This is a genomic window from Nocardia sp. CA-135398 (assembly GCF_050955845.1).
Classification (GTDB): Bacteria; Actinomycetota; Actinomycetes; order Mycobacteriales; family Mycobacteriaceae; genus Nocardia.
The window spans coordinates 6,066,681-6,080,537 of sequence record NZ_CP192084.1 but is presented as its reverse complement, the minus strand read 5'-3'; the positions used below and the strand labels follow the sequence as shown (position 1 = coordinate 6,080,537).

Genomic DNA, 13,857 nt, shown 5'->3' with positions numbered 1-13,857 from the left:
TCTGATCGACGTGGCTCGTCGCAGGGTGGTTATCGCGGTTCGTCGCAGGGTGAAGGCGGCTATCGCGGCTCTGCCGAGCGCGGTTCTGATCGACGTGGCTCGTCGCAGGGTGGTTATCGCGGTTCGTCGCAGGGTGAAGGCGGCTATCGCGGTTCCGGCGAGCGTGGCTCCGATCGACGGGGTTCCTCGCAGGGCGGCTCAGGCTATCGGGGTTCGCAGGGCGGTTCCGATCATGGTGGTTCGCGTGCCGACGCGTATCGTGCTGGCGGACAAGGCGGTTCGACATCACGCACCGGTGCTTCGCGCGGCTACGCACCGGGAGGCGCTGCGCAGCAAGGCAATCCGTCGCGCCGGACGACGTCTGCAGCGATGTCCGCGCCTGTCGGGAAGAAGCCCAAGAATCCGAAGCCGCAGAAGAAGGTCGTCTCCGCCCCGCTGCTGAGCAACGCCAAGCCCGCCAAGAAACAGCACGTCGACCAGCCCGCCGAGGGCGGCCACGAGAAGTTGCCGTGGGGCGAGGGCGAGCGGCTGCAGAAGGTTCTCGCCAAGGCCGGTGTCGCCTCGCGCCGCGCCGCCGAGGAGATGATCGCCCAGGGCCGGGTCGAGGTCGACGGCGCGATCGTCACCGAACAGGGCCTGCGGATCGATCCGCAGCACGCCGTGGTCCGCGTAGACGGCACCCGCGTGATGGTGCGTGAGGAACTGGTCCATATCGCGCTGAACAAGCCCAAGGGCTGGCAGTCGACCATGTCCGACGATCTGGGCCGCCCGTGTGTCGGCGATATCGTCGCCGAGCGCATCGCGGCCGGTCAGCGTCTGTTCCATGTCGGCAGGCTGGACGCCGACACCGAAGGTCTGCTTTTGCTCACCAATGACGGCGACCTCGCGCACCGGCTCATGCACCCGTCGTTCCAGGTGCCGAAGACCTATCTGGCGACGGTAAACGGTGAGGTGCACAAGTCGGTCGGCAAGCGCCTGCGCGACGGTGTCGAACTCGACGACGGTCCGGCCAAGGTCGACCGGTTCCAGGTGCTCGAGCTGGGCGAGGGACGTTCGCTGGTCAAGATCGTGTTGCACGAAGGGCGCAAGCACATCGTGCGCCGACTGCTCGACGCGGTCGGCCATCCGGTTACCCGGTTGGTGCGCACCAATATCGGTCCGGTCGCATTGGGCGACCAACGGCCTGGCACGCTGCGCGTGATCGGCCGCGATGAAGTCGGCAAACTTTACGAGGCGGTGTCGTTGTGAACGGTGTAGAGATTCCCGTGGAGGTCCCTGCGATGGTTGAAGGCAGCACGCCGCTGGTCGTTGCCATGGACGGGCCCTCGGGCACCGGCAAGTCCAGCGTGTCGCGGCGCCTGGCCACGCGGCTCGACGCCAGCTATCTCGATACCGGCGCGATGTACCGCGTCGCGACGCTGCGGGTGCTGCGGGCCGGTGTCGAGTTGACCGATTCGGCAGCGATCGGCGCCGCGGTGAAGGAACTTCCGCTGACCATCGGCACCGATCCCAGCCGCGAGCTGATCCTGCTCGACGGTGAGGACGTCTCCTCGGAGATCCGTGGCAATGCCGTCACCAAGGCGGTGTCCGCGGTGTCCGCCGTGGCCGAGGTGCGTGATCTGCTCGTCGCGTTGCAGCGTGAAATCGCCTCCGCCGCACAGCGAATCGTGGTCGAGGGGCGCGATATCGGCACCGTCGTGCTGCCGGATGCCGACGCCAAGATCTACCTCACCGCCTCCGCCGAGGCCCGCGCGCAGCGGCGCAACCAGCAGAACATCGCCGAAGGCCGCGGCGACGACTACGAGGGTGTGCTCGCCGACGTGCAGCGTCGCGACACCCTCGACTCCACTCGCACGGTGTCCCCACTGCGTCCGGCCGACGACGCGGTGCAGGTCGACACCAGCGAACTGAACATGGACGAGGTCATCGACGAGCTGTACCGCGTTGTGGTGCGGCAGGTTTCGATCGGCCGGACAGGTAGGGCACAGTGAGTGAAGACGTTCTCGCGGGGGATGGCGTCTGGAGTGACGAATCCGATTGGGAGATAGCCGATCTCGACAGTGACTTCGGTGCCGACGAACACCTCGCGATGCCGACGGTTGCGGTCGTCGGCCGCCCGAATGTCGGCAAATCCACCCTGGTGAACCGGATCCTCGGTCGTCGTGAAGCCGTCGTCGAGGATATTCCCGGCGTGACTCGGGACCGCATTTCCTATGAGGCGAACTGGGCGGGTCGCCGTTTCCTGGTGCAGGACACCGGTGGTTGGGAGCCCGACGCCAAGGGCCTGCAGCAGTCGGTCGCCCGCCAGGCCGAACTGGCCATGGAGACCGCCGACGCGATCCTGCTCGTGGTCGACGCCGTGGTCGGTGCGACGGCCACCGACGAGGCCGCGGTGAAGAAGCTGCGGCGGTCCAAGATTCCGGTGATCCTGGTCGCCAACAAGGTCGACGACGAACGCGTCGAGGCCGAGGCCGCCGCGCTGTGGTCACTCGGTCTCGGTGAGCCGCGCATGGTCAGCGCCGCGCACGGCCGCGGCACCGGTGACCTGCTCGACGATGTCCTCGAGGTCCTCCCGGAGACCCCGCGCGAAGGCACCGGCGGCACCGGCCCACGCCGGGTCGCGCTGGTCGGCAAGCCCAACGTCGGCAAGTCCAGCCTGCTCAACAAGCTCTCCGGTGATGAGCGTTCGGTCGTGCACGATGTCGCGGGCACGACCGTAGACCCGGTCGACTCGCTGGTCGAATTGGGCGGCAAGATCTGGAAATTCGTCGATACCGCGGGTCTGCGTCGCAAGGTCTCCCATGCCAGCGGCATGGAGTTCTACGCGTCACTGCGCACCAAGGCGGCGCTGGAGGCCTCCGAGGTCGCGATCATGCTGATCGACGCCTCCGAACCGATCACCGAACAGGACCTGCGGGTGATCAGTATGGTCGCCGACTCCGGTCGCGCGCTCGTGCTGGCTTTCAACAAGTGGGATCTGGTCGACGAGGACCGGCGCCTGCAGCTCGACAAGGAAGTCGACCGGGATATGGTCCGGGTGCCGTGGGCACAGCGCGTCAACATCTCCGCGCACACCGGTCGGGCCGTCCAAAAGCTCGTTCCCGCAATGGAAACCGCGCTGGAATCGTGGGATAAGCGCATCCCGACCGGTCGGCTGAACAACTGGCTGAAGGAAGTCATCGCGGCGACGCCGCCGCCGATGCGCGGTGGCCGATTGCCGCGTGTCCTGTTCGCGACGCAGGCCACCACCCGGCCACCGACCTTCGTGCTCTTCACGACGGGGTTCCTGGAGGCGGGCTATCGCCGGTTCCTGGAGCGTCGTCTGCGTGAGGAGTTCGGCTTCGACGGTTCGCCGGTTCGTATCTCGGTTCGCGTGCGCGAAAAGCGGGAACGCAGGAAGTAGGCCGTTCGGAACGGGCGTCGTTGCCTGGCAACGGCGCCGGTTCCCGGGTGCGTCATCCGGTTGCGCTGCACTCCCGCCGCCTGTTCCGTCGCGAAAGCCTTTGCGGCACGGGACGATACGTCCTTCATATATCTGCTCTGCGCTGACGCCCAGTAGCGAAGAACAGGAAGCCCTACTGCTGCACAACTTCCACGCACGATCCATGTCTGCGCACCTGCTGCTGTATGGATTCGCGCTGCCCGACGGTTGGTAGGGCTGGCCGCGCTGACACCCGACCAATTATTCGTACCGTCAAACGTGCGGGTTCGCTGCTCCTCTGACGTGTGCTGCGTCACGATGCCGAGCCGCCACATCCGGCGTAAATTCGTTAATTAGCGAAATGCCGAAGGGAGGTGGATGTGCTCGACGAGTGCAAAGCATTGGCGAATGAGACCCGCTTGCGCATCCTGGCGTGGCTCAAGGACCCGGACGAGAACTTCCCGGTGCGAGGCGATGACACCGCCGAGTTGGGGGTGTGCGTCGGCCTCATCCAGCAGAAGGCCGGGACCTCGGCCTCGACCATATCGGCGCACCTCGCGATCCTGCAGCGCGCCGGATTCCTCAGCGCCACCCGACGCGGCCAGTGGACCTACTACCGCCGCGACGAAGCCCGCATCCGGGCCTTCACCGAAGAACTGCACCGCGTTCTCTGAGCTACGAAGGAAGTCTTATGTCCACCGCACTGTCGATCCTCGACCTGGCGTCGGTCGCACCCGGCCGCACCGCACGCGACAGCTTCGAAAACAGCGTCGCGCTGGCCAGGGCCGCCGAGCGCAGCGGTTATCGGCGCGTCTGGTACGCCGAACACCACAACATGGGCTCGATCGCGTCCAGCGCCACCAGCGTGCTCATCGGTCACGTGGCTGAGCACACCGAGACCATTCGACTCGGCGCGGGCGGCATCATGTTGCCCAACCACTCGCCGCTGGTGATCGCGGAGCAATTCGGCACGCTGGAAACGCTGTTTCCCGGGCGGATCGACCTCGGACTCGGCCGCGCGCCCGGCAGTGACCAGAAGACCATGTTCGCGCTGCGCCGCAATCCCTCCTCGGCGGACACCTTTCCACAGGATGTGCTGGAGCTGCAGGGCTATCTGTCGGGCAACTCGCGGGTGCCAGGTGTGCAGGCCGTGCCGCGCGCGGAAGGCATTGTGCCGCTTTACATTCTGGGGTCGTCACTATTCGGTGCGCAGCTCGCGGCGCAACTCGGCCTGCCGTATGCCTTCGCATCCCATTTCGCACCGGACGCACTGCACCAAGCGGTCGCCGTCTACCGGGACAGTTTCCGGCCGTCGGAGCAGCTGGCCGAGCCGTATGTGATGGCCGGTGTCAATGTGTTCGCGGCCGAGGACCACGATGCGGCGGTGACGCAGAAGACGATCTCCTACCGTGCTCGTGCCCGGGCCATGATTCGGCGTGGTGCGGCGGGCGCGGACTTCACCGATGAAGAGATCGACGCTTTCCTCGCCTCGCCGAACGGCAGCCAGCTCAGCGCGATGACCCGATACACCGCGGTCGGCACACCCGCCGAAGTCCGTTCGTACCTGGCGGATTTCGCGGATTCCATTGATGCGGACGAACTTATCGTCGCCCATCACGCCACCGAAATCGATGACCGTCTCCGGTCCGTCGAACTCATCGGCGGTCTCATCGGCGAGCCCGTCGCTCGCTAACTCAATGACCCGCCGACGATCAGATTCGCGGTGATGGTGCCGTCGGCTTCCTTATTGCCGTAGACGACGATCGCGGCGCCGACCCTCACATCCGACATGCTGCTGCCGGTGAGGACAAGCACCCGGGTATCGGGGTTGACACGAACGTTCGTCGTTGCACCCAGAATCCCTTGCACCGCAAGCGTTTTGCCATCGTTGGCGGTGACCTTGCCGATGGTCAGCCCGTGATCGACCTGGGCCGCGTTCGCCCGGGCGGCGGTGGCATCGGTGGGCGTCGACCCGGCGGTCGGTGCCGAACCCATGGACGCGATGAAGAAGTACATCACCAACGAAAGCAGGACCGCGAAGCTGGTTCCGATGAGCATGCCGAGGTCGGGATAGTACTGCCCTCGCTTCGACGGGATCGTGATGGCAGTGAGTATCACCGGGTCGATGGCCAGCTCTGCGCCGCCGCTGGACTCCTTGCTCGGGAGGCCCTTGGGCTGGTTCGACCACGGCGTGGCCGTGGAACTCATAGCTTCAACGTTATTTAACCGAGTGCGAATACCTATCGCCACTGACGGGAGCACTTCGCCGCCGTTGACACGCCGAGCGGGTCGGGGTGCGGCCGAGGCGGCGGTACCTGGCATTATCCGTGCATGGTCATTCCCAGCGTGCTGCCGGAACGCCCTACCGTCGGAACTCCGTTCGAAACCGGTTGGCCGGTCCGCCTCGCCGATACCGACCGGGACCAGCGTCTGCGTCTCGACGCCATCGCCCGTTACCTGCAGGACATCGGCTTCGAACACCTCGAGGCCGTCCAGGACGGCGACATCCACCGCGGCTGGGTTGTCCGCCGCACCGTCATCGACGTCCTGAAGCCCATCGAATTCGGCGAGCACGTCACTCTGCGCCGCTGGTGCTCGGCCCTTTCCAACCGCTGGTGCAATATGCGAGTGCAGATCTGCGGCAGCAAGGGCGGTCTGGTCGAAACCGAAGGATTTCTCATCCATTTCGGCACCGAATCCGGTGTTCCCGCCCGCATGAGCGACCGCTTCATGGCACCCATGCTCGCCAGCACCACCGAACACCGCCTGCGCTGGAAAGCCGCACTCACCGACCCACTACCCACCGGCCCCGACATCGAGGAAGTGCCCTTCCCCTTGCGCGTCGCCGATTTCGACTGGCTCGACCACGTCAACAACGCGGTCTACCTCAGCGCCCTGGAAGAACTCCTGGCCGCGCACACCGACCTCACCTCCGGGCCCCACCGCACCGTCATCGAATACTCCAAACCGTTGACGGCAGGCGAGCAGGTCCGCGTAGTCGGCCGCCGCACCGGCAGCACCCTCGATGCCTGGTTCGCCGTAGCCGACGACCCCCGCGCCGCCGCCCGCGTCACCCCACGATGACTCCAGCCCCACCCGCCACACCGATAACCAGGCGATTCGGCGTCTGACCTTCCCCTGAGGTAATCTTTCCGAGCGCCCGAACACCAGGCGCAACGGGCTGTGGCGCAGCTTGGTAGCGCACCTGACTGGGGGTCAGGTGGTCGCAGGTTCAAATCCTGTCAGCCCGACAGTAAAACCCCTTCCGACCTGGGTCGGAAGGGGTTTTTGTTTTCAGGTCGAGGGTCGGGATTTGATCCGATCCCACATTAATCTCACACTTTCGGGCTTATTCGCCCCGTGCCCATCGCTCGAGGACGTCCCGATTGTCCGGCACCGTCTCCGGGATGTCGATGTAGTGGCCCTTCGCTACAGCCGTGGTGTTACCCAGCTGGCGGGCCGCGCGCTCGGGGTCGTCGTACTCGTGGTCGACGGCGGTGGCGGCGCCCTTGCGGAAGGTTCGCGGTGTGATCCATGCGAAGGTTTCGCCGCGGGCGGCGCGCCAGGTTCTGCCGAAGTTGTTCGGATTGCGCAGTGTCCCGACTCGGGACGGGAACAGCAATCCCATCGGGTTCGGCTGCCGGGAGGTCTTCAGGTGCTCGATGGCCTCGCGGATCGACTCGATGGTGTGTGGTGGCAACAGGATTCGGCGCCATCCGTTTTCGGTCTTCGGAGCGGGCTTTCGCACCCATCCGCCGGTGCCTTTGCCTTTCTGCTCGACCAGGGTTCCGGTGATGTCCAGATACGGGTCTTCGGCATCGAGATCGATATCGTCGAGTAGTAGCGCGAATACCTCGTGCGGGCGCATGCCTGTCCCGGTGATCACATCGATTACCCACACCACTGCCCAGTCCCGTGCGGGCCCGGTCGTGTAGGCAGGCGTACCGGGGATCTCCTCACCGCGAGCCCACGCGCGGACCTGGGCACGGAAAGCGGGCAACGCGTGCTGGTCTTGGACCTTGCCGCGCGCTTGCTTTTTGCGCCGGGTGAATGCGCCGACGCCGTCGATCGGGTTCGTCTCGACGGCACCGTGGCGGACGGCGATCTGCAGCATCGCGCGTAGGACGATCTTGTGCTGCTTGGCTTTGCGGCGTAAACCCAGGCTCACCAGCCGTTTGAGGTGCCGGTCCAGTTCTCCTGCCGTGGCTTGCCAGACCTGAAGGTTGCCCAGGGAGTTCTCGATCTTGATCGTCTTGGGGTCGGCACGCTTGTCTTTCGACACGTAGATTTCGCGGCGGTAGTCCTCGATGTTTCCGTCGGTGTAGGCGTCATCACCCTCCAGTTCGACGAGGAGTTCGGCGGCCAGATCGATCAGCTTGGTGGTGCGGGTGATGCGCCGAGATCCCAGTTGTTCGCGGTGGTCGCGCATGGCTTCGGCGAGCCGGTTGCGTGCGTCATCGGCGGTAACACCGATCCGCTCGATCTGGGTACTTCCCGCGGCACCATAGAACCGAACGGTGGCGCGCCAGCGTCCGTTCTTCTGCTTCTTCGGCTTCGTCGGTGTGCCGAAGGTCCCAATTGGTTTGGGGAGTCTGCCGCCCAATTGTGCTTTCTCCGTTCGGTACTCGATGTGCGGATTGCTGCGTGTTGCGCTTTGTCGAGTCGGGGACCTAAGTGGCCCGACAGGTCCGTGCGGTGGCTTCGTCGGATTGACTGATCGGCCGAGGTGGCTAGCGATGCCCAGCAGCGACGAGTCTCGAAGATCGAAAACTCGCTTTCAAGACCCGAAAGTTTGCTAATTAATAGCTGCCAACGGCAATGCTCAGCCTGGTTGCAGCGATTCCATGGTGAAACCGCCCGCGACAACGGACAATTGGGACGAGTGACTGCCTTGCGCTCGGTGCGCAGCAACACAGCAGCCGGTCACGTCTTGTCCAGTTGTTCTTGCTCCCAGGCGAGTAGATCGCTCAGTCGATAGCGCCGGTACCGTCCCATTCGTGCGAATCGAGGACCGCGTCCAGCGCTCGCCCAGGCGGCAAGAGTCTTCTTCGGAATCTTCAGCCGTTCGGCGACATCGTCGGTGCTGAGCCAGACCACGTCACCGCTCATCGAGGTCTCCATGCGAAACCGCCGCAGTGCACTGGCTGTCGATGTGTTCGTCGCCGAGGACGCGATGAGCCGAACAGGACTGTGCTACAGGCTGATTCGCTTCTCGTCGGTGCACAGGTGGCCCGGAAGACTCCCCCCGGAGTCGGTGCGCACCGACGAAACTGAGTGGCAGTCCATGGCCAGTGACCGAAGTGATGCCAAGCGGTCGACGGGGCCAACTGACAGCGATACGTCCTCGTTTGGAGTCCCGTGTCCCGAACATGGACAGCGCTGTTGTGCCTGGTGGCATGGCCGCGCTGGAAGAATCAACGGGGAGTGGATACATGGGTTACTCATTCCTCACCCGATCCGCGATTCATCCCCAACCTCCATGAAACCCCAAATCCCACATTTTCGCCACCGATCTTGTATCGGCGGTCGCTTTTCATGTGCGCGCCAGCCTTCACATTCGGTCGACAACTCGGGGAGCATGAGGTTGCCCGTCGACCGGAGCTGGCGCTGGATATGGCCAAAGACGATCGCCGAACGAAGCTTTCGGTTATCGGGGCCGAGAGCTTCACGGTGCGCTTGAAGACGCTGTCGCATCCGGTCGGCGGAACCCGTGGAGCGCTGAAAGTTCGAGTGCCACAGTCACATCGAGGTGAAGACACGTGTCTGTGTCCAGGAAACCTTGAAGGACAAGGGAAGTGCGCCGACTGGAGCGAATCGGCACGCTGGCGCTGGACTACCGTCTGTATTCGTTCGGGTGCCCACGTGGATGGTGGCGACCAATCCGCTTTTGCGTCATCGTCGCGGCGATAGCCGCCTGAGAACCTTGGCGGCGGCGCCCCTGTATCCGGCTAGCGCGTGAGTGAGTTCCTCGGATGATCCAGCAGAGCCTGCCGGGCTGATTCCCATGGGAAGAGCGGGATCTGGTTAGCGTCGTTCTCCGGCTCGTGGGGCTGATTGGTCAGCATGGTCACGCCCCATTCGGTCAACTTCCCGATCGCGTCCTGGATTGCGGGAAAACCGAGGTGAGCTCGATTGGAGAACGGCACGGCCACGACGGGCAGACCCTTGCCGACAGCCTCTACTAGCAAGCCGAGTACGAGAGTGTCGGAAATTCCGGCCGCCCACTTGGCCAACGAATTGGCGGTGATCGGCGCTGCGAGCGTGGCATCAGCGGGTCGGAGCACGTCGGGCGCGCCGGGTTCCTTGTATTGGCTGCGCACGGTATGCCCCGTCTTCGCGGCCAGGGCGGCGGCGTCGATGAATTGAAGGCCGTGCGGGGACGCGATGACGCATACATCCCACCCGTCGGCTTCGGCTAGGGCGCCTAGCTTGCCACCTCGTGAGCGGGCGGCGATCCGGTGACGATGGCGTACAAGACGGGATTTCCCTCGTCGTTCATCGCTCCATCGTGTCAGCCTGCCCGCAACTGCGCCGACATGCGGGGTGGCTACGCTAGAACGGCGCCGACCCGTTGAGCAAGGCGGCCCAGGTCGTCGGTTGACAGGTCGGGGCGGGACCTACGCCATGTGCCCGACCAGCTCGCGGACGATGTTCGTGCTTCGAACACGCTGCGGTGCAACATGTCTGAGCGCAGCAGTGCATTCAGAGATTGCCGATAGTTGCGTTGCACTGCGTGCGCCCGTCCGACTTCGACAAAGTACTGCGCCTTGCGGCCAGCCGCCTGACATTATCAAATCCACGCCTCTTTTGGGGTTCATGTCCGGAGGGGGAACTGACCCATATCCCCAACCTTGTTTATGCGGCTGACCTCTGCAGCTTCCTTGAATGTCGTAGGGTCCGGGACGGCGTAACTGATTCGCATCACAACCCGGACGAGATCGTTCAGTTGAGAATTGCGTCCACGAATGTGGATCTTGGTCATCGCCTTCGTTCGCCTGGCTTAACAGGTGAACCATGGCGGGGTTCGCCGCGGACCTCGGCGGCGTGGACCTACAGTTGCATCCTGCAATCCTGGTGCCTGCCTGGTTCTTTATTGGTCATGAAGTCGGCACAAGGATTCGCCTGGATCCCATCTTTGACCGACAAAGCCCGACAAAACCCGTTTATGCAGGTACATCGATTGTGGTCGTCCTATGGCGGCTCGCCGTGTCCCATCATTTCCCGGCGTGACTCCGCGCTAAATCGTAGAAAAATCGTAAATCTGGGTCGGGCCGTTGTGTGTCCGGCAACGCAGCAGTCGATGATGCCAGCCGCAGCGTCGCCGGTCACGTGGGTTCCCTCGAGACGAGCAAACGTCGGCACTGGAAGCCAAGCGGCTAGCGGCGGGCCGCCGCTAGCGTGAGTAGGAACCTGACGGCGAAGACCCTGCGACCGAGCATCGCCGAACAACCTATGCGTTTGATTCGGGCTGCGAGAACCGGCCGATCTCTACCAACGGCGATCACCGCTTGCCAGAGCAGACTACTAATCGGTGTGTCGGCAAGCCGACAGATGTGGCCGCGAGAGGTGTTGCGACGCTTGTGGTATCAGCAAGCTGGTGTGAAGTTCGCTTGTCACTCGGCAAGCACGACACCAGCCGTACTGACTTACCCTCCCGCAACTCGTTCACGAATCGGTATTCATCCCGACGTGGTCACTGCCCGTGGTTCTGTTCGCAGGCCCAATATTGCTCAGTTCGATCAGGACCGGACCGCCATCGTTGTTATTTTCTCCCCACGCCCAGCCATAACACTCCTCGTCAATCGCAGCCATACCCTCGATGGCGCGGGCACGAAGCATGGCATATTGGGTTTCGAGCGCAGGTCCAAAGTCGTCCTCATGGGCGATCACCCACACCGCCTCGCCAGACGCCAGCGAGATTCGACCGACGTCACCGATGTGGTTCATGACCGTCAGGTCGTCACGGTCACGAGCACCGAGAAGGACGATGAACCGCATCGACTTGCCTGATCCTGGACTTGGAAACCATTGCACTTTGTTGACGGAGCGTTCTGGAAAAGCGGGTACGAGGGCTGATGTCGGCACGTTGATCGTTGCCGCGAGCCTCCAGCCTCTGGCGCACTCTGGGGTGTGGTTCCACCGGGACAACACGCGATCCTGGTCCGGCTTCAGCCGAACCGCGGCAGCCTCTTTGGTCAGGGCCATCCGCCATTTGGCCGGGTGCAGGCTGAGTTTCATATCTCCCATGCCAGTGCGCAGGCCGATGTAGACGTCCCCATTCTTCTCGCCAATCACTGTCCAACTTCTGGACCGCAGACCATCGGGACTTCCGACGGCCCAACGGATAACACCACGTCTCTCGAAGATCTGAGGTTCCGGCGGTAGCAGTGACATCTGTGCATGCTCGCACAACGGGTGAGCCAGTGCGCCTGAGTTTTATATGAGCGATCTATGGCCACTTGGCCCGTACGGTGCTGGCGCATTTTGCGTCCCGCGCGCCTTACTTGCGAGTACATGGGTAACTCCATGTACTCACATGGAACTAGCTTGCGATTGGCATCGTTGTCAAGCGCGGGCACCCGTTGAGTGTAGTTGGTCTCATTGGGCCGCTGAGCTGCGGATACATTGGATACCTACCCGCTCTCGGGTGTGATGTCGATTGCTAGCGTTGGCGTGTTCGAGCGTCGTTGGTTGACGTCAGCCATTAAATGGCGGGTTTGATGACAAGTAGCGGGGGCTGGTCAGCAACCACGCCGGTCACGAACGAATCGCGCATGGTGGAACGTCGGCAATGACCGTATGTCCCTGGCCGCCGCGCAGCGCAATGCGCGCACCGCTATCACCCACACACAGCAGCGACGTCGCGACGATGGGCCATCCCGTCAACGAGGTAGTCCCAAACCGCGGCGAGAATCGGGAACGGACTCGTTGTGTGCCCGTCGGCTGCCTCACCTCGGACCTCAAAGTTGCGCCGTAGCTTCACCATTCTTCCGCTTGCAGATTGTCGCATGCGCGGCGTATTGCGGTCGCCACGGCAGACCATCGCCGCGCGGATCGACTCGCCACTGAAGCTCAGAGTCCATTCATCATCTGAGTAATAGGCGAGGTCACAACTGACCGTGCGTCCGCCGACTCCAGTTAGCATAAATCCATCAGTCAAGTTTTCGGCTTCAAGATCGACGCCAACTCCCGCCAGCGATGACAGGCTGTCCGTGAGCCAGGCGAGAGCAATGGCTGGCGTGTTGAACCACCGTGGTTCCGCTTCGGCGCGAGCCTCGCCTGCGGCAGTGACACCATTTACGTTGCCGTCTGAAACCTCCGCGACGAGCGGAACTTTGATGACAGCGTTCTCATTGGTGCCCTGCCAGGACCGCACAGTCCCATCGTCGCCGATCTCTCGCCTACTGAGATCAAGGTCACCAAAGAGAATTGCCTCGAACTCGATTGTGGCGTCGACAGCACCACCACTGACAACCTTGAGCTTCGTCATCCCAACCAGCAACGGTTCAGGGAGAATTCGGACATCTATTGCATCGAGCCCCTCGCCACCCCCACCTCCGAATGACTCGTAGTCGACGGAGATATCGTCTACTTTGAGCCAGGCATCAGTGACTACCCGCAGCCCTTTGTTCACTTCCCGGTGGCGGAGCTCAAGCAGATGGTGCGCAACGATGGCCGTCATCTGTTCGGATGCATTGGCGACCGCCGCAATCGAATCGAGCAGTCGATGTTCGGGCCGGACGTAGATATCCTCCGTGGAGATCCCCAGCCGCTGCATCGTGCCGTAGACGTCTTTGCTGTTCTTGGTGAGGAAGACAATTCGGCTAGGTTCGTTATTCGCGGCAATCAGAGCATCTCGCACCCACGACGAATCGGCCGCGCCGGTACGGACACCTTGTCGTACGGTCCCGGCCCCAGTCCGAAGTATCTGATCTCGGATACCCGCAACAGCTGCCGCCCCGTTCATCGGCAAGACCGTGACGTTGTCGACGGCGTTCACAGCCTCCAGCAGTTGGTTGAGCATGACTGAAATATCCTGCGACAGAGGAAGTCTGTCGTCCACCAGTCCTGCCCTCCGGAGGCTCGTCCACGACGGGATGATCAGTTCAATATCGTCGACGGCGTGTCTGGCCCACTCCATGACGACCTGTGTTGGGATCCAGACTTTTACGCGCAGTTTCGCAAGTCTTCTGGCGAGGTCCCGTAGGCGGGTGATGTCGAGTGTGCCTCGGCCCCAGAGGTTCGTATCGATGACAACCGCTGTCGGTACCCACCTCATCGGTTTCGGTAGCTCGTAGGATCCCACGCCGTCAGATTGTGCCTGGCAATGATCCAACTGTCCCCCGGTTTAATTGACCGGTCAGAGCAACGGCCCGTCACGGCCATACGCACCGATCCGGACTGTCAAAGCGGCGTCACCGGTGAAAATGACAACC

General features: G+C 63.2%; 13 protein-coding genes and 1 tRNA gene. 8 read left to right on the top strand and 6 right to left on the bottom strand.

From position 1 onward, the window contains the following. Positions 1-369: 369 nt before the first annotated feature. From ACQP1T_RS26820 to ACQP1T_RS26800, 5 genes are all read left to right on the top strand, one after another. Complete coding sequence (locus ACQP1T_RS26820; protein ID WP_433755838.1) at positions 370-1,248, top strand: pseudouridine synthase; 879 nt, start codon at positions 370-372, stop codon at positions 1,246-1,248. Positions 1,249-1,280: 32 nt separating this feature from the next. Further along, positions 1,281-1,991, top strand: coding sequence for a (d)CMP kinase (gene cmk / locus ACQP1T_RS26815; protein ID WP_433755837.1), 711 nt, complete (start codon positions 1,281-1,283; stop codon positions 1,989-1,991). Beyond that, entirely contained in the window at positions 1,988-3,403 is a 1,416-nt protein-coding gene (der, locus tag ACQP1T_RS26810) for a ribosome biogenesis GTPase Der (protein WP_433755836.1), read from the top strand. Before cmk ends, der begins: the two co-directional genes overlap by 4 nt. A gap of 398 nt (positions 3,404-3,801) precedes the next feature. Beyond that, positions 3,802-4,095 (top strand): ArsR/SmtB family transcription factor, encoded by a 294-nt coding sequence (locus ACQP1T_RS26805; protein WP_433755835.1) that lies wholly within the window; start codon positions 3,802-3,804, stop codon positions 4,093-4,095. A 17-nt stretch (positions 4,096-4,112) separates the two neighbouring features. Continuing rightward, entirely contained in the window at positions 4,113-5,114 is a 1,002-nt protein-coding gene (locus ACQP1T_RS26800; protein WP_433755834.1) for an LLM class flavin-dependent oxidoreductase, read from the top strand. On the opposite strand, the gene ACQP1T_RS26795 is transcribed toward ACQP1T_RS26800, so the two are convergent. Beyond that, positions 5,111-5,629 (bottom strand): hypothetical protein, encoded by a 519-nt coding sequence (locus ACQP1T_RS26795; protein ID WP_433755833.1) that lies wholly within the window; start codon positions 5,627-5,629, stop codon positions 5,111-5,113. The two genes, ACQP1T_RS26800 and ACQP1T_RS26795, sit on opposite strands and share 4 nt — an antisense overlap. A 123-nt stretch (positions 5,630-5,752) precedes the next feature. Here ACQP1T_RS26795 and ACQP1T_RS26790 point away from each other — a divergent pair, with 123 nt between their 5' ends. Next, positions 5,753-6,505, top strand: a complete 753-nt coding sequence (locus ACQP1T_RS26790) for an acyl-[acyl-carrier-protein] thioesterase (RefSeq protein ID WP_433755832.1) — start codon at positions 5,753-5,755, stop codon at positions 6,503-6,505. Between the two features lie 93 nt (positions 6,506-6,598). Further along, positions 6,599-6,672, top strand: a tRNA-Pro gene (locus ACQP1T_RS26785). A gap of 98 nt (positions 6,673-6,770) precedes the next feature. Here ACQP1T_RS26785 and ACQP1T_RS26780 read toward each other — a convergent pair. The 3 genes from ACQP1T_RS26780 to ACQP1T_RS26770 form a co-directional block, all read right to left on the bottom strand. Then, positions 6,771-8,024: a hypothetical protein gene (locus ACQP1T_RS26780; protein WP_433755831.1), complete on the bottom strand. Its 1,254-nt coding sequence runs from the start codon at positions 8,022-8,024 to the stop codon at positions 6,771-6,773. Positions 8,025-8,344: 320 nt separating this feature from the next. Continuing rightward, a complete protein-coding gene (locus tag ACQP1T_RS26775; RefSeq protein WP_327097336.1) occupies positions 8,345-8,530 on the bottom strand; it encodes a helix-turn-helix domain-containing protein in 186 nt (61 codons plus the stop codon). An 839-nt stretch (positions 8,531-9,369) separates the two neighbouring features. After that, positions 9,370-9,780 (bottom strand): flavoprotein, encoded by a 411-nt coding sequence (locus tag ACQP1T_RS26770; RefSeq protein ID WP_433762370.1) that lies wholly within the window; start codon positions 9,778-9,780, stop codon positions 9,370-9,372. Between the two features lie 655 nt (positions 9,781-10,435). On the opposite strand from ACQP1T_RS26770, the gene ACQP1T_RS26765 reads away from it, so the two are divergent. Continuing rightward, entirely contained in the window at positions 10,436-10,651 is a 216-nt protein-coding gene (locus ACQP1T_RS26765) for a hypothetical protein (protein ID WP_433755830.1), read from the top strand. A gap of 435 nt (positions 10,652-11,086) precedes the next feature. Here the strand turns inward: ACQP1T_RS26765 and ACQP1T_RS26760 are convergent, their stop codons facing one another. Both ACQP1T_RS26760 and ACQP1T_RS26755 read right to left on the bottom strand, forming a co-directional pair. Next, the gene (locus ACQP1T_RS26760; RefSeq protein WP_433755829.1) at positions 11,087-11,716 is read right to left on the bottom strand and encodes a hypothetical protein; all 630 of its coding nucleotides are present in this window, start codon (positions 11,714-11,716) and stop codon (positions 11,087-11,089) included. Between the two features lie 544 nt (positions 11,717-12,260). Continuing rightward, positions 12,261-13,727, bottom strand: coding sequence for a hypothetical protein (locus tag ACQP1T_RS26755; RefSeq protein ID WP_433755828.1), 1,467 nt, complete (start codon positions 13,725-13,727; stop codon positions 12,261-12,263). Between the last annotated feature and the right edge of the window lie 130 nt (positions 13,728-13,857).